Genomic DNA, 20993 nt, shown 5'->3' on the forward strand with positions numbered 1-20993 from the left:
CGGATAATGGTTTGCTGTGGCAGCTGCCCGTAATATGACGGGAGCTATCAGTGCTGGATTCTAGGTTCGCTCATAATCTGTGACGATTTAAAGGCAAACGGCTTTTGAAAATGGCCTCGGACGGCCAGATGGCCGAGTTCCCGATTGGCTGCTATCGCCGCAAGCTCATCTACATCACGAATACCGCTTTCAAACAGTGCCATAACCGTTTTGGCCAGTTCGTTGCTGCGGGAGTGAGTTTTCGGGCAACGGTCCAACATTTGCGATGCTTTGTCGTGCGCTCGTTGCATGACCTCCCAGTCACTGGTCGCAAATATGCGTCTATCTCTATCTAACAATGCCATCACACGCCTCCATTGTTCGGCGCGAGCATATTGTGGAGTGGACGTGGGTTGCGTCCCTATGCTCGGCAATCTGAGAAAGCTAAGCGCATTTTCACCCGCCCCGCAAACTGCATCTAATTTGCTTTATCTGTGCGGTACTTACCGCATTGCAAAATTTGCGGTCGAACAGAAAATTTAGCATAGTCAGTTTTCGGGGTCAGACGGCAGCTTTCTCAAGCAGTCGCATGAGGCCGGTTTCGGGGCCGGTCAGTCCTTTGCGATGTGGTGCACGCAGCAAGGAACGGTCCAATTCGCCGGCAAAGAAACTGTCTGTTACTAAAGGGTGGACGTAGCTCGATCGGGTAACGGCTGGCGTATTTCGCAGGAAGGTACTGACATCGCGCATTGCAGCAGCGACTGCGCGTTTTTTCAGCGTATCGGTTTCAGCGTTTACTTCTGCGAGAAATGCCAGTGCCCGTGCCGATCCATGGAAAGTCCGAAAATCCTTGGCACTTACTTTTGAGCCGGAAACTTCACGAAGATAATCATTGAGTTCCTGGGCATGAAGGCTGCGCCATCGTTTCTTGTCCTTATATTGAAACAATCGCCCACGCCGTTTCAATGCCTTCAAGCGCTTAACGGCAGAGCGATCCGCTATGGAAATCTTGTTTATTTTCTTTGATTTCCCGGCGAAAATAAAGTTGGCAACATTGGCATTGATCTTCAAATCACTGCTCTTGAGCGTGGCAATGCCGCGTGCACCATCCTGGGCATATTTTTCGTGTCCGGCCCGAAAGGCCTTCTTGTCTATGAGTTTGACCGCAAGGGCGGCAAGCGATTTGCCTGCTGTGGGTGCACGCTGGATGTCGCGCGCAATCCGTTTGCGAATGCGCGGCAGTGCCTTGCCGAAAGTCAGTAAGCGATGCGTCTTCGTGCTATTGCGAACAGCTTCCCAGTCTGGATGATAGATATATTGGCGCCGTCCAAGGTTGTCATGACCCACAGCCTGGATATGACCACAATCATCGTCGCAGCATGAAACTTTGGTCCAGGCAGGGGGAATAGCCAGAGCGATAATGCGCTCAACATGCTTTTTCGCTGCAGGGCGGCCATCTATGCGGATATAGCGGGCACCGGTTTTTGTCGGTTCGCGTTTCAGTGTAAAAGTTTCCGGGTCGACCAGCTTCAATCCCAATTTTTCCGCGTAGTATGCGTGGTCGAACTGCATATTTTCATCCCTTTGCGCCGTCCTGAAACGCTGATCCTGCCCTGCTGTTCCACCAGCCAGGAAAAACCATGGCTGGAACAAAATGCAGGATGAACTCGTTGCGTGAATCATACGGGAAAGGTTTGCACGCATGGCCCCGCGTTCATTCTGGAAAGGTTATCTGAAGCTCTCTCTGGTGACGTGTCCTGTCGCCATGGCTCCGGCTACGACTGATAATGAAAAGGTCAAGTTTCGTACATTGAACCGCAAGACGGGAAACCGCGTCGTTAGCCAGTATGTGGATGGTGTTACCGGCAAAGCTGTCGACGAGGATGACGAGGTAAAAGGTTACGAGCGCGGCGAAGATGAATATGTCATGCTCGAAGAGGACGAAATTGATGCTGTCGGTCTGGAGAGCACCCGAACCATTGATATTGAAATGTTTGTTCCGCGCGATAGCATTGATTGGATATGGTATGACAAGCCGCATTACCTCACGCCGGATGATCCTGTCGGCGAGGAAGCTTTTTCAGTGATCCGGGATGCCATGGAAGCAACGGGGCGAGTTGGCATTTCAAGGCTTGTAATGTACCGGCGTGAACGCGCCGTCATGCTGGAACCACGCGGCAAAGGCATTATTTTATGGACATTGCGATATGGTGACGAAGTGCGCGATCGTGATGAGTACTTTGGCGGTGTCAAGAATAGCAAGCCTGATAGCAAGATGATGGCGCTGGTCAAAACATTGATCGACGAGCGTACCAAACCTTGGGACCCGAAAATGGTCGACGACCCCGTACAGGATCGATTGCTTGAGATCATTGCGGCAAAGAAGAAGGGCAAGAAGCGCCCGGCAAAGCCCAAGGTCGAGGCAGAGACGCCGAGCAATGTCATCAATATTATGGATGCGCTGCGCAAGAGCATTGCCAGCGAAGGCAAGAAGAAGGGCTAAACCTTCTTCGTGCCTCGGGTGGTTGTTGCCTTTTCGATTGGTGTTGCTGCTTTGCGGAAGTCGGCCCACGGGTCGCGTTTGATTGAAGCCATTCGGGTCGGTGCGTTCAACACCGTGAAATAGGCTGGACCAATGCCGGGTGTCAGTTCATCCCATTCCAGCGGCATTGATACCGCTGCGCCGGGCCGTGCGCGGGTAGAATAGGGCGCGACCGCTGTCATGCCGCGCTGATTGCGCAAATAATCAATGAGTATTTTTCCTTTGCGCTTCGACTTGGTGATAGTCGAAACATATTTATCCGGACTATCTGCTGCCATACTGTCCGCAATAGCTTTGGTGAAAGCCTTTACATCGGGCCAGGTTGCTTTGGGTTTGATTGGAGAGACGACATGCAAACCCTTCCCGCCGGATGTCTTGACGAAGGCAGACAGTCCAGCCTGCTGTAACCGATCCCGCGTCTCATGAGCTCCCTCAATGACGGTTTCCCAATTAACGCCGTCGCCCGGATCGAGGTCCATGATGATCATATCCGGGCGCTCCCAATCGGCCACGGTCGAGCCCCACGGGTGAATTTCAAGAACAGCGGATTGGACCAGACCAATCAAACCATCGAGATCATTGATACTGATCAGGGGGTCGTCATCCTTGTTCTTCGGATCCTTGACCAGCGTGATCTTGAGATTCAGCCCCTTCCACGCATGTTTCTGGAAGAACGCCTGCCCATTGATACCTTCAGGGCTGCGCAGCAATGCCAAAGGGCGCTTGGTGATGAATGGCTCGATATACTTCCACACATCGGTATAATAATTGGCAAGCCCTTCCTTGGTTACACCTTCTTCGGGCCAATAAATGCGATCCGGATGAGTCAGTTTCACGGTGCGCCTCTCTGGTTGAAGTTTTGATGAAGCAGCGGATTTTGGTATTTCCCGCACCACGTCCATGGGATTTTTGTCTTCGCGCAGCCCACGGAAAGCGGCATGGCGCAGATTGCCATCACCGGTCCAGGCGCGGAATTCAACTTCAGCGACAAGAAGCGGCTTGGTATACCGGACCTTTCTTGCGGCATCTGCATTCAAGCGTTCGCTAAACGGGCTTTCGGGAGTGCGAATCCGTTCAAGACGCGTGAACAGCTCTTCTGCCATTGCAGCGCTATATCCTGTGCCAACCCGCCCCACATGCTCAAGATTCTTGCCATTATAGACGCCCATGACCAAGGAACCGATGGCCCTGCGAGAGGTTGAGGAAGGCACGTAACCGGCGATGACAAACTCCTGCCGCGACGAGCATTTTGCTTTCATCCAGCTTTTGCCGCGCCCGGAGCGGTAGGGACCATCACTCAACTTGGAGACAATGCCTTCTAGACTAAGACGGCAAGCATGGCTCAGCACCGTAGCGCCGCCTTCGTCAAAATGCCCGCTGTAGCGTATTGGATCGCCCATATCGCTTACGAGCTTCTCCAGCATGGCTTTGCGTTCAATAAGGCGGAGCGCCCGCAGATCATAACCATCGAGATAGAGCAGATCGAAGACATAGAAAATGAAGCGGTCCGCCCGACCTTCGCTCAAGTCGTTTTGCAAAGAGGAAAAGTCCGATGCGCCAGCGGAGGTTTCGACCACCAATTCGCCGTCAATCAGCGCTGTACCAATCGGCAAATCCTGAAATGCACCAACGACCTCTTTGCCGAACTTCTTGGTCCAATCGAGACCGGTGCGCGTCAGCAGTTTAACACGTCCGGCTTCGATACGCGCTTGGAGACGATAACCGTCATATTTTATCTCATGTATCCAGCGGTCACCCTCAGGCGGCTTTGTGGTCAGCGTTGCGAGCGTCGGTTCCACAAAATCTGGCAGCGGTGCCCTTTTTGCGCCTTTGACACCGGAAGGATCTGGAACATCGATTTCGGCTGGCTCTGCTTTTGCAGGTTTCGCAGACTTGGATTTTGCTATTTTCTTCTTTTCAATCTTGCCCGTCTTGGATGACCAGCCGGGTTCTTCCCCAGCCACAGCGGCAAGATTGCGACCAGTCTTCACTGAATCCGGCTGCTCCTTCAAAATGTCAGGGTCTTTAGCAGTGCGGGCAACATCGTCGTCGCCCTTGATAAGCAGCCAGTTTTCCCGCTTCTCGCGCGGCTTTTTCTGCATGCGTACAAGATGCCAGCGTCCACCCAGCTTTTCACCATGCAACTCGAATTCCAAATGGCCTTTGGAATAACCGCGTTCCGGGTCATGGATGGGTTCCCATGTGCCGCGATCCCAGACGATGACAGTGCCTCCACCATATTCGCCTTTGGGAATGGTGCCTTCGAAAGCGCCATATTCGAGCGGGTGGTCCTCGACGTGTACCGCCAGTCGTTTTTCTGTTGGAACAAGGCTTGGGCCGCGCGTCACCGCCCAGCTTTTCAGAACGCCATCCATCTCCAGACGTAAATCGTAATGCAGCCGCGTGGCGTCATGTTTCTGAATGACAAAGCTGTTTCCGGCTTTTCGGGCTTTGCGTCCTTTGGGCTCAGATGTTGTCTTGAAGTCGCGTTTCTTGCGGTATGTTTCAAGCGCAACCATGGATCAGCCCGCCTTCCGTCGTGCTGGTTCTGCCTTGGCTCCGGCTTTGGTTTGCTTGGTGGTCTTCGACTTCTTGCCGCCCAGCGCCTTGGCACTTTCCCGCAAGGCTTCCATAAGGTTCACCACCTTGTCGGACTGAACTGGCTTTCTGGCTGGAATCTTCTTGCCTTCAAGTTTCGCCTTTACCAGTTCCGTTAGGGCTGCCTCGTAACGGTCGTCATATTTTGACGGGTCGAAGGCGCCTTTTTTGGTCTCAATGATATGTTTTGCAAGATCGAGCATTTCACCCTTGATCTTCATTTCCGGAATATCGCTGAAAGCGTCCTCGGCAGAGCGGACCTCATAATCGAAATTCAATGTTGTTGCGACTAAGCCTTGGCCAGCGGCGCGGATAAGCAGTGTTCGGGCACGGCGAAAAATCACCGTTTGAGCGAGAGCGACCACTTTCTTTGCTTTTAACCCCTCCCGGATGAGAGCAAAGGCTTCTTCGCCGTTTTTGTCGCTTGGAGTGAGATAATAGGGTTTGTCGAAATAGACGTCATCAAGATCATCGACTCCCACAAAGACTTCAACTGAAAGTGTCTTGTCGCTATCCGGTACGGCGGCAGCTACTTCTTCGGGCTCAAGTACAATGTAATCATCATCGCCGACTTCGTAGCCCTTTACCTGGTCTTCCCGCTCGACAGGCTTGCCGCTGTCGCTGTCAACAAATTGGCGATGGACGCGATGGCCTGTTGCGCGGTTAAGCGTGTGAAAGGCAATACGGTCAGATGTTGAAGCTGCCGTATAAAGCGCAACGGGGCAAGATAGCTCGCCGACCTTCAAATAGCCCTTCCAATTTGCTCTCGCTGCCAAAGCTTAACTCCTTACACACCATTTGGAAGAATGCGGGTAAGGGGTTTTTGTTCCACGTTCTGCCTATCGAGTGGGTTTTGCCGACATATCGATTGTGCGTGCGCCAACATGAAGTGCACGGCCCGCACCCCAGCCGAAGAAGGCTGTTGCCAGACCCAGCAACACGAACAGTACGGATGTCGCGCTGTAGCTATCTGTCAATTTGTGGATAAGGCCGACCAGCAATGGTCCTATCGCTGCAAGGGTGTAACCAATACATTGCGCCATGCCTGACAGATGAGAAGCAATATGCGAATCCGGAGAGCGCAGAACGATGATGGTCATTGCCAGTGCGATCAAACCCCCTTGGCCGATGCCCTGAATGACCGCCCACACCCATACGCTTGCCAATGGCGCAAAGAGCATTCCCAATAGTCCGACCAGAGCGAAAGCGACGAGGCTGACGCTGACAAGTCGTTGATCCCTGCACCGAACGGCGATCGAAGGAACGCCAAGGCATGTTACCACCTGAGCCATGATGGAAACCGAGACCACCACCCCTGCCGTCACGCCGTCGAGTCCCCGATCACGCAGGATCGGCGAAAGCCAGCCAAAGACGCAATAGGCGAGAGATGATTGCAGGCCCATGAAGAAGGTGACCTGCCAGGCAAGGCGATCACGCCAAAGCCCCTCAACACGAAATCCTGCATGTTTGATTCGAACTCTGCGGAAAAACGCATGCGGGAACCAGATAAGGGCAACGATGAGTGGCGGGATTGCCCAAGCGCCCAGCGCCAAAGACCATGAGCCGCTGAATGTATGCTGCAATGGTGCTGTGAAGCCTGCGGCGCTTGCCGCGCCAGCGCAAAGCGCCATTGTATAGAGCCCGGTCATCATGCCGGTACGGCTGGCAAAGTCACGCTTCACCAAACCCGGAAGGAGCACATTGCCCACTGCTATGCACGCACCTGCGAGTGCAGTTCCAATGAAGAGCAGGGGCAGGGAAGAAAAGCCCCGTAAGCCCGTGCCCAAGGCCAGCAGCAGGAGAACACCGAGCAGGGTACGCTCTGCGCCGATACGCTGTGCAAGTCTGGGTGCTATAGGCGCAAACACGCCAAGGCAAACGACAGGAAGTGTTGTCAGTACGCCCGCGCCGAATGATGACAATCCGGTTTGAGAAATGATCTCCGGCAGGAGCGCAGAGGCGCTTGAAAATAAAGGCCGCAGATTGAATGCGATCAGCACGAGGCTCAAGCCAGTTATAATCTCAACAGTTCTGCTTGCAAAAACTGGCGCGCGCGGCGTTGGCGTTGAATCGATTTCGGCATCGATCAACTGTTCAATCGAGGTGGTGTCGTGCCTGGCAGGGATATGTTGATTCATGATGTGAGGTGCCGATCAAGTTCCGTAAGGATAGGTGCCATAAAGGCGCGTGTGGTGGCTTCTGCCATTTCGGGGTTTCCCGATTCGATGGCGTCGATGATGGCGGCATGAGCCGCCATATCAGGTTCCGGCAGTTCGCCTGTGACGGTCGCCTTGATGATCTCACCGATCGATAGCGAAAAGAAATCATAGACTTCCATGAGGGCCCGATTGCCCGAAGCGGCCACGACTGCTTTGTGGAATTTAAGATCACGTTCAATATAACGGTTGTGATTGGCGGGATTATATTCGCCGCGATCTGCAAGGATGCTACGCAGCTTTGCGATTATCTCCGGTGTGAAGCGCATGGCAGCCAGCCGCGCCGCTTCAACTTCTAGAGCGCAGCGGGTTTCGACCTGATCACGCAGACCCGTACGTCGGATACGCAGAAGGCTGTCTTCCGAGCCGGTAATCGACTGCACATAGGTTCCAGAACCCTGCCGTGTATCAAGAAAACCTTGAGCAACGAGAACGCGCACGGCTTCACGCACCGTGCCGCGACTGACGCCCAGCATGTCTGCCAATGTTGCTTCATTGGGAATACGCTCACCTACTTGCCACCGTTTCGCGGTGATTTCGGCACGGATATTGCTAACCGCATTGTCGGCAAGGTTTGTTCGTGCGGCAGGTTGCATTCCAAGTCCTCAAGTCATCAGATGACTTGACTATTATGCTTGCCCTTCACTCGCGTCAAGGTGCGAAATGGGTGGACGATCATCGCCCAAAGAATGGATCACTGGAAAGCAGTTCAGCTCAGACTGATTTAACGTATTTGATAAAGGGCGTCACTTTGGCGATGCGATCATAGAGCTGACGAGCAGTGTCGTTGTTCTGATTGGTGAGCCAATAGACCGAATGGGCACCGGCTTTTTGCGCCTGTGCATGGACAGCTTCGATCAAGCCGCGACCAATACCCTTGCCCCGCATGTCGGGGTCCGCATAAAGGTCCTGCAAGTAGCAGACATTCTCAATGCTCCAATTATGCCGGTGAAACAGGTAGTGGGTGAGGCCGACCGGCTTGCCATCAAATTCAGCGATCAGGCCACTATATTCATGATCCTCACCGGAGGTCAGTCGCGCAAAAGTGGTTTGATAAACGTCCTCGGATACTTTCGTTTCGTAGAAATCGAGATAACCTGTCCAAAGACGGCGCCATTCTGCCTCATCCGATTTTTGCAACGGGCGTATTTGAACGCTCATGATCATGCATCCTTGTTCTAGTGCTGCCAAGTTTGATGTGGGGCCGCTGGCCCGTTGGAATAGACGGGAGCACCTTCGAAATCCTGTTTTCCCAAAGGAACTCCGGCAATACGCAAGATTGCGTAGCTGATTGTCAAATGAAAGTAGAAATTCGGTAGTGCATAATCGCGCAGAAATGGCAGCCCGTGAAAATAACGGGTACTGCCGCGCCAAGTAACTTCAATGGGTATGTTCTCGCTGCCTTCGATTTTAGCTGGAGGAATGGCATCCAGATAATCGATTGCGTCGCGAAGATAGGCAATGAGTGTTGTAAAGGTCTGGTGGGATTCAATAAAATCCTGATGATAGCCCCGGTTGAACACCGCAAATTGCCCGGCATCAGGCGAAGGCAACGTCTGTTCGGCAAGGCGCGCCACGCAGCCGCGCGCACCGTCAGCCAAAATCTGTATTTGAACTTTCAAAGGAAACATATCCGAGGCCAGTTTCGCCTCGATTACCTGCCGTGTATCTCCGCCGCTTGAAATAGCGTGGGCCTCAGCCTTCTTGAGAATTGCTATGCAATTTTCCAGCAATCGCTGAAAAACCGGAACGGATGCCTGGTACATTGTTATCGTCATGATATCGAGTCTCCCCCTCAATGCGCACTAAGCTATCGCGACGGGGCGCCTTCAACAACATGGTTGCCGACAATGTGTGTCAGGAATGGAAAATCGTATGCAGTCCCACTGGCGCTATTGCTAGAGGCATCCTATATTCAGATCGGCGCTCTGCGCCTCACGACAGGAGAGACATATTCCCCGGGGCCTTAATGATCCCTTAGGGAGCTGTCCCTGGAGAGGCCCGTGGGCTTCTTCACACGGCACCCACCTACTTTGTAGGTTCCCGGGATCGACTTCTCCATCGGTTGTGTGGACGCCACTGTTTCATCCCGAGCCGGTTTCCGGCGCCTTATGAAATTATCATCTTGCAAACCCAATCCCCGATCAAAGAACTGAAGAAAGTACTACGCCTCGAAGCTTTGGCGCGCCGCGATGCTTTGCCAGCCGATTATCGGAGCAATGCATCATTGCAGCTTGCCGCGCATGGCCTGTCGAACATCTCGCTGCAGCCTGGAGAAATTGTGTCGGGATTCTGGCCGATACGTTCGGAAGTTGATCTGCGTCCACTGTTATTTGCTTTACAGGACAAGGGCGCCCGGCTTTGTCTGCCCGTCATTGTCGACAAGCAGACGATCATATTCCGGGAACTGGTCAAAGACATGCCCATGATCGGGACAGGGTTTGGAACGTCGGGGCCGTCTGAAGATGCGCCCGTTGTCGACCCCTCCTTTATGCTTGTGCCATTGGCAGCTTTTGATACGCGCGGACACCGCATCGGATATGGTGCGGGCTATTATGACAGGGCAATAGCAAGGTTGCTGGCACTTGGTGCCAATCCCAGACTGCTTGGTGTCGCATTTGATTGTCAGAAAGTCGAAACGGTGCCTGACGAGCCGCACGATGTGCCGCTCGAAGCAATCTTGACGGAAAGCGGGTTGCGCAGCTTTGGCAGTATCGATAAAGCCAATTAACGAAATTCAGGATGTATGCGTGAGATTACTTTTTCTTGGTGACATGGTGGGCCGGTCCGGGCGGACAGCAGTTTACGAACAACTGCCCGGTTTGATTTCCGATCTGAAGCTTGACTTCACCATCGTCAATGGTGAGAACGCTGCCGGTGGCTTCGGAATTACCGAGGAAATATACCACGATACGATCAATGCGGGCGCGGATGTCGTCACCACCGGAAATCATGTGTGGGATCAACGCGAGGCATTGATATTTGCCGACAGGGAGCAACGTTTTCTGCGCCCGGCCAATTTTCCGCTTGGCACAGCAGGCAAAGGCTCTGGCGTATTCCTTGCCAAAAATGGCGCGCGTGTTCTTGTCTCCAACATTATGGGGCGCGTTTTCATGCATCCCGATTTGCATGATCCGTTCACAATCGCCGAAGAAATTCTCAAAGCCTGCCCTCTGGGTGAGCAGGCGGATGCTGTTGTCTTCGACTTTCACGCGGAAGCCACCAGTGAGAAGCAATGTTTCGGTCATTTCGTTGATGGTCGCGCCAGCTTTGTCGTTGGTACGCATACGCATGTGCCGACCGCCGATGCGCAGATATTGAATGGCGGCACGGCCTATATGTCTGATGCGGGCATGTGCGGTGACTATGATTCGTCTCTGGGCATGGACAAGGAAGAGCCGCTGAACCGGTTCCTTTCCAAGGTGCCAAAAGGACGGTTTGAAGCGGCGAGCGGCAAGGCTACGATATGTGGTGTTGGCGTTGAAATTTCTGACAGAACAGGACTTGCCGAAAAGATTGCTCCATTGCGTGTCGGCCCAAGACTTGAAGAAACAATTCCTGCCTTCTGGAAATAAGTTGACGTTTGGTTCCGTACACTCCTAGGTCATACATGAAGTTTGCCCATCCGGTCATTTAACAAGGGACATACGACCCCATGGAAACCTTTCTTTCTTATTTCGATTTCATTTACCAACCAGCCGGTCTTATCGCGCTCGTAACGCTGGTCGTGATGGAAATCGTACTTGGCATCGACAACCTGATCTTTATCTCGATCCTCACCAACAAATTGCCGAAAGAGCAACAGGCTCGAGCCCGTCGCCTCGGCATTGGTGCTGCATTGGTTCTGCGTCTTGCGCTGTTGTTCACCATATCGATCATCGTGCAGCTCACAGAGCCGGTAATCGAAGCATTCGGACATGGTTTCTCGTGGCGGGATATTATCCTGATCGCGGGTGGTCTCTTCCTGGTTTGGAAAGCAACGAAGGAAATCCACCATACGGTTGATCATGAAGATGCCAAGGATGACATCATCGGTAAAAAAGTGACGCTGACCATGGGGGCCGCCATCGGGCAAATTCTTTTGCTTGATCTGGTATTCTCTGTCGATTCAATCATTACGGCTGTCGGCATGACCGACGAAATAGCCATTATGGTTATTGCCGTCATTGCTGCTGTTACTGTCATGCTTTTTGCCGCAGAACCTTTGTCGAAGTTTATCGCCAACAATCCAACCATTGTCATGCTGGCGCTCGGCTTCCTGCTGATGATCGGTATGACGCTGATTGCCGATGGGTTCGGCTTCCATGTGCCGAAGGGCTATATTTATGCGGCCATGGGCTTCTCTGCCCTTGTCGAGGCGCTCAACATGCTTACACGCCGCCGCAAGAAGCAATGAACTTTATTCAACCATATTGGGGAAATGTGAAATGACACAGACTAATCCTGCCCAAGCTTTCGTACCTTTAAAGCTTGCCGATCGTTCTCTCGCCCTTCAGGCTTTGGCGGTTCTGATAGGAACGATGTTTCTGGCCGTCAGCTCGTGGGTGTCCGTGCCGATGATTCCTGTGCCGATAACGATGCAGACCTTTGCCGTCACCATGGTGGGTGCACTATATGGTTGGCGTTTGGGCGGGATCACCGTGATCGCATGGCTTCTACAGTCATTCATCGGGTTGCCGGTTCTTGCGGGAGGAATGCCGGGCCAGCTAGCCTTTGCGGGACCAACGGCCGGTTATCTTTTTGCTTTCCCTGTTGTTGCTGCATTTGTCGGTCTTCTGGCTGAGCGTGGCTTCACGCGTAACCCTTTCAGTTCAGCACTGGTCATGCTTTTGGGCAATGCGCTCTGCCTCGCGCTTGGAGCGATGTGGCTGGCCGGCCTTTTTGGATTTAATGTGGCCTGGGCTTCGGGTGTTGCACCATTCATCCTTGGTGGTCTGCTCAAATCAGCGCTGGCCGCGGCAACGGTTGAAGCCCTTCGTCGTTCGGGCATCCGCTTGTCTTGACAATAAGGCTTCGTCCCCACCATCTGCTTTGCATGCTGACCTATGTCGGCAAGGGCTATAGTCAAGCCTTTACTGACAATTACGACGGGGTGATTGCAAGGCTGGGAACGGGCGAAGAAATAATAATCGGGCAGGGGCCGGACGAGATTTGTCAGCCCCTTCTCGAAACGACTGAGTCACACTGCCATAATGCCAGTGTGGTAGAACGGGATGCGCAGGCACTGCATGATGTGGGCAGGCTGCTCGGGCGGACATTAAAGGTCGGCGACCGTTTAAAGATTGATCCCCAGACACTTGAAAATATGCGGCAGAGCTTTGTTGGCGGAATGATGCGTACGGCTTGCTCCGGCTGTGAATGGTTCGAACTTTGCACGTCCGTATCTACACACGGCTATAGCAATGTAAAACTGCACATTCTTGAATGAATTTTGGTGACGCTGGACGGCGCGGCTGTTTTTACTTATAAGAGCCCCCATTCCAAAACCGCAGACAAGCATGCAGGGGTGCCATGGCAGGCCATTCACAATTCAAGAACATCATGCACCGCAAAGGGCGCCAGGACGCCGTGCGGTCAAAAATCTTTTCCAAGCTGGGGCGTGAAATCACTGTCGCTGCCAAGCAGGGTTTGCCTGACCCGCTGATGAATCCGCGCCTGCGCCTGGCCGTGCAAAATGCCCGTGCGCAATCAATGCCAAAAGATAACATCGAGCGCGCCATCAAGAAGGCCTCCGGCGGCGACGCTGAGAACTATGATGAAGTACGTTATGAGGGTTACGGCCCCGGCGGCGTTGCAGTCATCGTCGAAGCTCTGACAGACAACCGGAACCGTACGGCTTCCAATGTGCGTGCAGCCTTTACAAAGGCTGGCGGTGCTTTGGGCGAAACCGGGTCGGTTGGCTTCATGTTCAATCGCGTAGGGGAAATCACCTACAAGGTTGATGTCGGCGATGCCGACAAGGTTATGGAAGCGGCTATTGAAGCTGGCGCTGAAGATGTCACAAGCGATGAAGAAGGCCACGTCATCATCTGCGCCTTTGAAGACATTGGTGATGTATCCAAAGCCTTGGAAGCGGCATTAGGCGAAGCTGAATCGATCAAGGCGATTTGGAAGCCTGCGACAACGGCTCCAGTTGATGAAGATAAAGCACAGTCTGTCCTGCGTCTGCTTGCAACTCTAGACGATGATGATGACGTCCAGAACGTTTATGCGAATTTCGAGGTGAGCGACGAAGTTCTGGCCAAGCTCAGCGCCGCCTGACCCATTATTGCGTGAAAATAAAACCCTGCCAGGTAAAAGTCTGGCAGGGTTTTTTCTTTTGATTTAGTTCACGGGCCCATCGCTGCCCAAGCCACGGAGGTCTGACTTTTCCGTAACACCCGTTGCACGGTTGACCAGAGTTGTCACGACCCATAGGGCGACCCCAATTGCGACGAGAATGCCCGCGATCTTGTATTGAACGGGATCCCGTCCCGTCCACGGACCGGCAAAGAATGCGCAGGAAATGGCACCAATCACAGGCAGGAACGTTGGTGTGCGGAAATGCTCGTGCTCGACTTTCTCACGGCGCAAGATCAGAACTGCGATATTGACGATTGTGAATACGAACAACAGCAGCAACGCAGTTGTTCCACCGAGTGCAGGGACTTCACCAACAAACAGGATGAGCCCAAAGGCCAGCAATGTTGTGAAGGCGATTGCCAGATAGGGCGTGCGGCGCGTTGGGTGCACCTTGCCGAATATGGGCGGCAGGACGTGCTCGCGACTCATGCCGTAAACCAGCCGGCTTGCCATGAGCATGTTGATCAGGGCGCTGTTGGCGACCGCGAACATTGTTATGAAGCCAAAGATCCAAAGCGGGAAATTGGGTGCGCCAGCCTGTACCACCTTTAGCAAAGGTGTTTCGCCTTCACCAAGATCGGCAGGTGAAACAAGTGTGATGGCTGAAATCGAGACCAAAACATAGATGACGCCGGTGATGAAGAGTCCCGCGAGCAGAACTTTTGGAAAAATGCCGGAAGGGTTTTTGCACTCCTCGGCCATATTCACGGAATCTTCGAAGCCGACCATTGCGAAGAATGCCAGTGTGGTTGCTGCCATGACCGACCAGAAAACACTGGAGTCAGGGCTGCTGGCAAACTGGGTGATGCGGGACACGTCGCCCTGACCGGCGCTGATGGCCCACAATCCTATGAAAATGATGATCAAAAGACCAGTGAGTTCAACTATGGTGAGAACCACATTGGCTTTCACGCTTTCCCCGACACCACGGAAATTAACGATGGCAACCAGTGCCATAAAGCCGAGGCCCACAAGAGAAATACCTATCCCCGACTCAAGATTGAGTTGGAATGCCCCGGACAGATTGGCAGCGAATGCACGAGAGGCTGTCGATGCCGAGGTGATGCCGGAACACATGACGGTAAAGGCAACGATGAAGGTAATGAAGTGAATACCGAAAGCTTTATGCGTGTAGAGCGCTGCTCCAGCGGCCTTGGGATATTTCGTTACCAGTTCCAGATAGCTGAACGCCGTGACAACGGCGACAACAAACGCGATCAGAAACGGAAGCCAAACCACACCGCCGACCTGTTTAGCGACCTGTCCGGTCAATGCATAAATGCCTGTGCCAAGAATGTCGCCGACAATGAAAAGCAGGAGAAGCCAAGGTCCCATCACCCTGTGCAGACTTGGTTCAATCTTCGCGCCAGGTACTGTGCCGGCTCCGGAAGTCACGTCAGTCATTGCATGGTCCCTCCCTATGCACGCAGATATGCATGGGAAAAGCTATTGACGAAACAGTGGCTTGTCAAACATCAGCCTTGCTGACACGAACGGTGTCGCCAATTTCGAACCTGGCCAGATGGACGGTCTTGGACCTTTGGAACCGGGGCTTTGGCGCTCTCTATCGAGGTGGGAGGTGCAGGTTCCGATCTTGCCAATTTCTTTTAGAAAAGGGCCAAACAAAAACGGCCCTGCAAAGCAGAGCCGTTTCGCAATGCCATAAAGGCAAATGGAATTATATGCCGAGATTGCCGAAGCGTGTCTTGAACTTGGAAACGCGACCACCGCGATCGGACAGCTGCGCATTGCCGCCCGTCCAGGCTGGGTGTGTGGATGGATCGATATCGAGGTTCATCGTATCGCCTTCCTTGCCCCATGTAGAGCGGGTCATGTATTCTGTGCCATCGGTCATGACAACTTTGATATTGTGGTAGTCAGGATGAATGTTGGCTTTCATCGGTAGTGTCCTAAACTGGAGGGCGCAAAACCGGCACCACTTTCGTTGTGGCAGTGCTGGTCAGGAGCCGATTGTTAAAGATGAAGCCAAACGCCACAGAGACTGCAGACGGTTGGGGCTTCCAAAACTGTTGGCGAGCCTATACATCAGCCTTCAAGCAATAACAAGGCCATCTGGCTGCAAAGTCGCCAAAGCGATGTGAGGATATTGATTAATGGCAGATTCGGCTCAATCTCGCCTCGAAGAGACAGAGAGAAACCGCCGCACGCTCAAGCCGCTGAGCCACATCTTCCCCTATATGGCCCGTTACAAGGGCATGTTGGCGGGAGCATTGGCCTCTCTGATCCTTGCAGCCGTGACGACATTGACCTTGCCACTTGCAGTCCGGCGCATGATTGATCATGGTTTCAGCGGTGCCAATGGCGCATTTATCGACAATTATTTTGGAATGCTCGTGCTGCTCGCTGCCTTGCTGGCACTTGCCTCAGCTGGGCGCTATTATTTCGTCATCACATTGGGCGAGCGGATTATTTCCGATCTTCGCCGCGATGTATTCACACATTTGACCAAGCTTTCACCCGCGTTTTTCGATGGAACGCAGTCGGGCGAAATCGTCTCCCGTCTGACGGCCGACACGACGCAGATAAAATCTGCGGTAGGGGCAACGGCTTCCATCGCTTTGCGCAATCTTATTTTGGCCCTTGGCGCCATTTTCATGATGGTGATGACGAGCTTGAAGCTGTCCGGTCTCGTCATCGCGGCGATTCCGGTGATCATTATTCCATTGGTCGCATTTGGCCGGTCTGTTCGCAGGCGCTCGCGCCGGGCACAGGATACGCTTGCCGGTGCGACGGCCTATGCCAGCGAATCCATTGTTTCCGTGCGAACGCTACAAGCATTTACCAATGAGCCATTGGCGACTACCCGCTTTGGCGCTGCGGTTGAGGACGCATTTCTGGCAGCGCGGGCTTCAATCAAGGCGAGGGCTGTGCTGACAGCATTTGCAATTTTCATGATTTTTTCAAGTGTTGTTGCTGTACTCTGGTTTGGCTCACGCGATGTGCTTTCCGGGATGATAACGCCTGGTACGTTGGGGCAGTTTCTTTTGTATTCTGTTTTTGCAGCAGGCGCCTTGGGCGCGCTGTCCGAGGTTTGGGGAGAGTTATCGCAAGCGTCTGGTGCTGCCGAGCGGCTGACGGAGATTCTCAATGAGCAGCCTGCTATTACAGCGCCAGTCAAGCCCGTTGCCTTACCGCAGCCGTCTCTAGGTTCAGTGGCATTTAATCAGGTGCAGTTCAATTATCCGGCTCGTCCTGATGCGCCAGCATTAAGGGGGCTCAACTTTACCATTCAGCCCGGCGAGACAGTGGCCATCGTTGGGCCGTCGGGTGCTGGAAAAAGCACCGTTTTCTCCCTGTTATTACGCTATTACGATCCTCTCTCAGGGCGTGTCGAAGTTGATGGCATTGATATTCGAGACGTTGATCCCGCGGCTTTACGCGCCCGTATTGCCATTGTTCCGCAAGACACGACTATTTTTGCTGCCACGGTTGGCGAGAATATTGCGTTCGGGCGCCCCGGCGCAAGTGAGGCTGACATTGAAGCCGCAGCCAAGGCAGCCCTGGCACATGATTTCATTTGCGCGCTGGATCACGGTTATGCCACTCAAGTCGGTGAACGCGGCGTTACGCTTTCAGGTGGACAGCGCCAACGCGTTGCAATTGCTCGTGCTATCTTGCGCAATGCACCGATATTGCTGCTCGATGAAGCAACCTCTGCGCTTGATGCGGAAAGCGAGATGCTGGTGCAAAAGGCACTCGACCATTTGATGGAGGGCCGAACGACGCTGGTCATCGCCCATAGACTTGCAACAGTTCTGAAGGCTGATCGCATTCTGGTCATGCAAGAAGGGCGCATTGTCGAAGAGGGCACACATCAGGCACTGGTGAAAAAGAGCGGCATCTATGCCAATCTTGCAAAATTACAATTTGAAGCGGGTGCGGATGCATTCAAAGGCGCAGCTGAATAGGCGTCAGGATCAGGGAAGCAGGGGATCAGGGGATGGTTGCGAATATTCTTATTGCGCTGGTGGCCCTGCTACACGCCTATTTCATGTATCTGGAAATGGTTGTCTGGGATAAACCGCTGGGTTTGAAGACATTCCGGCTTAATCAGGAGTTCGCCACCGCTTCCAAAGCGCTGGCGATGAATCAGGGGCTTTACAACGGCTTTCTCGTCGCAGGCCTTGTTTGGAGCCTATGGCTTGGCGAAGACGGTTTTGCAATCAAGATATTCTTTCTTGGCTGCGTGATTGCTGCCGGTCTGTTTGGTGCCGCGACTGTTGGTCGGAAAATCCTTTACGTCCAGGCTGTCCCGGCAATATTCGCATTGCTGGCAACGATTTACTTGCTCTAACGCTCGGTCAGTTTCAGCTCGATGCGGCGGTTTTTTGCCCGCACTTCTGGCGTCTCGCCGGGTTCCAGAGGCTGGAATTCGCCGAAGCCCGCGGCAACCAGCCTGTTGGCCGGAACGCCATTCGCGATCAGGAACTTCACGACCGAGATGGCGCGTGCCGAAGAAAGCTCCCAATTGTCCTTGAACTGGCCTGTGCCGGACAATGCAATGTCATCCGTGTGACCGTCGACGCGTAAAACCCAATTGATGTCGTCGGGAATTTCCTTTTGCAGGTCGATCAGCGCCAGCGCCAGTTTCTTCATTTCTTCCGAACCGGCTGGGTTCAAAATGGCCGCGCCTGAGGGGAACAGCACTTCAGATTGGAAAACAAAACGGTCGCCGACAATGCGGATATTCTCACGGTCTGACAGAATTTCGCGCAAGCGCCCGAAGAAGTCAGACCGATAACGGTTCAACTCCTGGACACGTTGAGCGAGCGCCACATTGAGTCTTTTGCCGAGATCGGCAATCTTGGCGTTAGACTCTTTATCCCTGGACTCAGAGGCGTTCAGCGCCTGTTCCAGCGCGCCGATCTGCCGACGCAAGGCCGAAATTTGCTGGTTGAGCAACTCGACCTGCGACAGCGCCCGGGCGCTGATCTGTTTTTCATTCTCCAGCCCGGTGGACAGTTCGTTGATCTTGCCTTCCGCCGCAGCGCCTGCGCCTGCGCCTTGGGACAATAGTGATTGCAAGCGCGATTGCTCACTTTGTGCATTGGTGAGCGACGCTTGCAAGTTGGCGATGGTGTCTTCCAGATCCTGCTTGTTGCTTTGCTCAAGCGAAAGGAGCTGTGTCAGTTCATTGATCTGAGCATTAAGTCGATTGAGGACGGCGTCTTTGCCGGTAATTTCCTGACTCAAGAGAAACTGAGCAAGGACAAACACTGATAACAGGAACATAATCGACAAAAGCAGCGTCGACAGCGCGTCGACGAAGCCTGGCCAATAGTCGACGTGACGAATGGGGCGGCGTTTGCGACCAAGACCCATGGTCAGTTTGCCTTGTTGCGTTCGATAGAGTCGCCGAGTTTGTCGAGCGTTTTGCGAATAGCCTTTTGCTCATCCGCCTGTTTTTCAACCCAGTCGCGCATTATCTGCTGTTCTGCCCGCATATTCTTGACGAGGCCCTGAATGCCCTCGGCGAGACTGGCCAAGGCCGCAGTTGTGCGCTGGCTTGATCCACCTGTCTCCTGAATATTCTGCAAGCGCTCCGACAGAGCACGGAGCTCATCGGATGTCCCGCTGCTTACAGCGTCGATTGCTTGCAAGTCGGAGCCGAGATCGGTGACGCTGGAAAGCCAGTTTTCAAGCTCGGTATAGAAACGGTTCTGTGCACGTCCTGCCTGTAGGTCGAGAAAGCCGAGGATCAACGAGCCGGAAAGTCCGAACAGGGACGAAGAAAATGCCGTACCCATCCCGCGAAGAGGCGACTCGAGGCCCGCCTTCAATGAATCCAGAACGCTGTTGGCATCGCCTGCACGAGGATCAAGCGACTGGATTGTATGTCCGATGGAACCAATCGTTTCCAGCAAGCCCCAAAATGTGCCGAGCAGACCGAGAAACACGAGAAGGCCGATGAGATAGCGCGAAATGTCCCGCGTTTCGTCCAGTCTGGCGGCAATGGAATCGAGCATCGAACTCATGGCGCTTGTTGAAAGAGCCATGGATTGACGTCTGCCAATCAACGCACGCATTGGAGCAAGCATCACAGGTCTTGCATCCGGATCAACATTGCCCCGCCGAAATGAATTGACCCACCGTACCTCGGGAAATAAGCGGATGACTTGGCCGAAACCAAGAAGGATACCCACTGCCAGCACGCCGATAATGAGGCCATTCAAGCCGGGATTCGTGGCGAAGAACCCGGATATCTGGCGAAAGAGGATAGCTGCCAGAAATGCGACGATGACCAGAAAAATCGCCATCGACAAAAGAACGAACCTCGGGCTTGAAAGCCGGTATGGATCGTAATCATCGTGGTCCAGACCTTGGCGGGTCGAACTGAAATCAGTCATCGTATCGTCTCCGCGGTTCGGTTGGCTGCGTGCTCCAGGCGCGCACCAAATCGATCTGTGCGAACCCTAACCGAAAATATGCTGCAAATGAAAGACGCAATAAGGCAACGATGGAACAATAAATTCCAATCGAGTGATACAGGTGGCGGCTCGGGTCAAACGGGCTTTTTGAGGGCCTTTACCAGTGCCTTCTGGATTGCTTCATTGCCAGCCACGATGGCTTTGCTTTCAACCACATCCTGACCGCCATTGAGGTCGGTGACATAGCCGCCAGCTTCGCGGATCATGATGATGCCTGCGCCGATATCCCAAGGATTTAAACCGTCTTCCCAGAAGCCGTCAAAGCGTCCGGCGGCAACGTAAGCCAAATCAAGCGCAGCAGCACCCATACGGCGAACACCGGACACTTCGCCCATGATGTTGCGCAATTGGAGCAAATAGTTGCCGTGGTCGCCACGGCCCAGATGCGGAACACCTGTGCCGATGATGGAGTCCACAAGTTTGGTGCGCCCGGAAACGCGCAGACGGCGATCATTGAGGAAAGCGCCACCGCCACGTTCGGCGGTATAAAGTTCGTCCATGGCTGGATTGAAGATGACACCGGCAACGATCTGGCCTTGACGTTCAAGCGCGATGGAGACGGCGAACATCGGGATGCCGTGCAGGAAGTTGGTTGTGCCGTCCAATGGATCAACCAGCCAGCGATGCTGCCCGTCAGTGCCTTCTACCACACCGGATTCTTCCATCAGGAAGCTATAATCGGGGCGGGCACGTTTCAGTTCGGCATAAATAATTTCTTCGGCTTTCTTGTCGGCCTGACTGACATAATCGCCGGGACCTTTAAGAGAGACCTGCAAATTCTGAACTTCGCCAAAATCACGAGCGAGCGACCGGCCTGCTTTCATTGCAGCCTGAACCATCACATTGAGTATCGCTGAACGCGCCATT

General features: G+C 53.5%; 22 protein-coding genes and 1 other RNA gene. 10 read left to right on the forward strand and 13 right to left on the reverse strand.

What is annotated here, in order from left to right; translation table 11 throughout:
- Positions 1-47: 47 nt before the first annotated feature.
- Positions 48-344: a hypothetical protein gene (locus tag ACYJL1_RS04095; RefSeq protein ID WP_460897155.1), complete on the reverse strand. Its 297-nt coding sequence runs from the start codon at positions 342-344 to the stop codon at positions 48-50.
- A gap of 196 nt (positions 345-540) precedes the next feature.
- Entirely contained in the window at positions 541-1551 is a 1011-nt protein-coding gene (locus ACYJL1_RS04100) for a DNA topoisomerase IB (protein WP_460897156.1), read from the reverse strand.
- A gap of 130 nt (positions 1552-1681) precedes the next feature.
- Here ACYJL1_RS04100 and ku (ACYJL1_RS04105) point away from each other — a divergent pair, with 130 nt between their 5' ends.
- Positions 1682-2482: a non-homologous end joining protein Ku gene (gene ku, locus ACYJL1_RS04105; RefSeq protein ID WP_460897157.1), complete on the forward strand. Its 801-nt coding sequence runs from the start codon at positions 1682-1684 to the stop codon at positions 2480-2482.
- On the opposite strand, the gene ligD is transcribed toward ku (ACYJL1_RS04105), so the two are convergent.
- The 6 genes from ligD to ACYJL1_RS04135 all read right to left on the reverse strand — a co-directional run bounded on the left by ligD (position 2479) and on the right by ACYJL1_RS04135 (position 9113).
- Positions 2479-5040, reverse strand: coding sequence for a DNA ligase D (ligD, locus tag ACYJL1_RS04110; protein ID WP_460897158.1), 2562 nt, complete (start codon positions 5038-5040; stop codon positions 2479-2481). The two genes, ku (ACYJL1_RS04105) and ligD, sit on opposite strands and share 4 nt — an antisense overlap.
- A 3-nt stretch (positions 5041-5043) precedes the next feature.
- Positions 5044-5895 (reverse strand): non-homologous end joining protein Ku, encoded by an 852-nt coding sequence (gene ku, locus ACYJL1_RS04115; RefSeq protein ID WP_460897159.1) that lies wholly within the window; start codon positions 5893-5895, stop codon positions 5044-5046.
- A 63-nt stretch (positions 5896-5958) separates the two neighbouring features.
- Positions 5959-7257: a CynX/NimT family MFS transporter gene (locus tag ACYJL1_RS04120; protein ID WP_460897160.1), complete on the reverse strand. Its 1299-nt coding sequence runs from the start codon at positions 7255-7257 to the stop codon at positions 5959-5961.
- Positions 7254-7931, reverse strand: coding sequence for a FadR/GntR family transcriptional regulator (locus ACYJL1_RS04125; RefSeq protein ID WP_460897161.1), 678 nt, complete (start codon positions 7929-7931; stop codon positions 7254-7256). The genes ACYJL1_RS04120 and ACYJL1_RS04125 overlap by 4 nt, the downstream gene beginning before the upstream one ends.
- A 118-nt stretch (positions 7932-8049) precedes the next feature.
- Positions 8050-8496 (reverse strand): GNAT family N-acetyltransferase, encoded by a 447-nt coding sequence (locus tag ACYJL1_RS04130; protein WP_460897162.1) that lies wholly within the window; start codon positions 8494-8496, stop codon positions 8050-8052.
- Between the two features lie 17 nt (positions 8497-8513).
- Entirely contained in the window at positions 8514-9113 is a 600-nt protein-coding gene (locus ACYJL1_RS04135) for a DUF1993 domain-containing protein (protein WP_460897163.1), read from the reverse strand.
- Between the two features lie 144 nt (positions 9114-9257).
- On the opposite strand from ACYJL1_RS04135, the gene ssrS reads away from it, so the two are divergent.
- The 7 genes from ssrS (at position 9258) to ACYJL1_RS04170 (ending at position 13596) form a co-directional block, all read left to right on the forward strand.
- Positions 9258-9414, forward strand: a non-coding RNA gene (gene ssrS, locus ACYJL1_RS04140) — 6S RNA.
- 46 nt (positions 9415-9460) lie between these two features.
- On the forward strand, positions 9461-10066 hold the full coding sequence (locus ACYJL1_RS04145; protein WP_460897164.1) for a 5-formyltetrahydrofolate cyclo-ligase: 606 nt from the start codon (positions 9461-9463) through the stop codon (positions 10064-10066).
- Between the two features lie 19 nt (positions 10067-10085).
- The gene (locus tag ACYJL1_RS04150; RefSeq protein ID WP_460897165.1) at positions 10086-10910 is read left to right on the forward strand and encodes a TIGR00282 family metallophosphoesterase; all 825 of its coding nucleotides are present in this window, start codon (positions 10086-10088) and stop codon (positions 10908-10910) included.
- A gap of 80 nt (positions 10911-10990) precedes the next feature.
- Positions 10991-11731 (forward strand): TerC family protein, encoded by a 741-nt coding sequence (locus ACYJL1_RS04155; protein ID WP_460897166.1) that lies wholly within the window; start codon positions 10991-10993, stop codon positions 11729-11731.
- 31 nt (positions 11732-11762) lie between these two features.
- Positions 11763-12338 carry a biotin transporter BioY gene (locus ACYJL1_RS04160; RefSeq protein WP_460897167.1) on the forward strand — a complete coding sequence of 192 codons (576 nt, stop codon included), beginning with the start codon at positions 11763-11765 and terminating at the stop codon, positions 12336-12338.
- Entirely contained in the window at positions 12335-12763 is a 429-nt protein-coding gene (locus ACYJL1_RS04165; protein WP_460897168.1) for a DUF1284 domain-containing protein, read from the forward strand. Before ACYJL1_RS04160 ends, ACYJL1_RS04165 begins: the two co-directional genes overlap by 4 nt.
- 83 nt (positions 12764-12846) lie before the next feature.
- Positions 12847-13596, forward strand: a complete 750-nt coding sequence (locus ACYJL1_RS04170) for a YebC/PmpR family DNA-binding transcriptional regulator (RefSeq protein ID WP_460897169.1) — start codon at positions 12847-12849, stop codon at positions 13594-13596.
- A 63-nt stretch (positions 13597-13659) separates the two neighbouring features.
- Here the strand turns inward: ACYJL1_RS04170 and ACYJL1_RS04175 are convergent, their stop codons facing one another.
- Both ACYJL1_RS04175 and rpmE read right to left on the reverse strand, forming a co-directional pair.
- On the reverse strand, positions 13660-15081 hold the full coding sequence (locus ACYJL1_RS04175) for an APC family permease (protein WP_460897170.1): 1422 nt from the start codon (positions 15079-15081) through the stop codon (positions 13660-13662).
- A gap of 274 nt (positions 15082-15355) precedes the next feature.
- A complete protein-coding gene (gene rpmE, locus ACYJL1_RS04180; protein WP_115054201.1) occupies positions 15356-15577 on the reverse strand; it encodes a 50S ribosomal protein L31 in 222 nt (73 codons plus the stop codon).
- Between the two features lie 214 nt (positions 15578-15791).
- Here rpmE and ACYJL1_RS04185 point away from each other — a divergent pair, with 214 nt between their 5' ends.
- Positions 15792-17606 (forward strand): ABC transporter transmembrane domain-containing protein, encoded by a 1815-nt coding sequence (locus tag ACYJL1_RS04185; RefSeq protein WP_460897171.1) that lies wholly within the window; start codon positions 15792-15794, stop codon positions 17604-17606.
- 32 nt (positions 17607-17638) lie between these two features.
- A complete protein-coding gene (locus ACYJL1_RS04190) occupies positions 17639-17992 on the forward strand; it encodes a DUF1304 domain-containing protein (protein WP_460897172.1) in 354 nt (117 codons plus the stop codon).
- Here the strand turns inward: ACYJL1_RS04190 and ACYJL1_RS04195 are convergent.
- The 3 genes from ACYJL1_RS04195 to ACYJL1_RS04205 form a co-directional block, all read right to left on the reverse strand.
- Positions 17989-19020 (reverse strand): peptidoglycan -binding protein, encoded by a 1032-nt coding sequence (locus tag ACYJL1_RS04195; protein WP_460897173.1) that lies wholly within the window; start codon positions 19018-19020, stop codon positions 17989-17991. The genes ACYJL1_RS04190 and ACYJL1_RS04195 overlap by 4 nt on opposite strands.
- 2 nt (positions 19021-19022) lie before the next feature.
- Positions 19023-20045, reverse strand: a complete 1023-nt coding sequence (locus ACYJL1_RS04200) for a MotA/TolQ/ExbB proton channel family protein (protein ID WP_460897174.1) — start codon at positions 20043-20045, stop codon at positions 19023-19025.
- Positions 20046-20200: 155 nt separating this feature from the next.
- Positions 20201-20992 carry an inositol monophosphatase family protein gene (locus ACYJL1_RS04205; protein ID WP_460897175.1) on the reverse strand — a complete coding sequence of 264 codons (792 nt, stop codon included), beginning with the start codon at positions 20990-20992 and terminating at the stop codon, positions 20201-20203.
- Position 20993: the final 1 nt, after the last annotated feature.

Source organism: Phyllobacterium sp. K27, assembly GCF_054796155.1.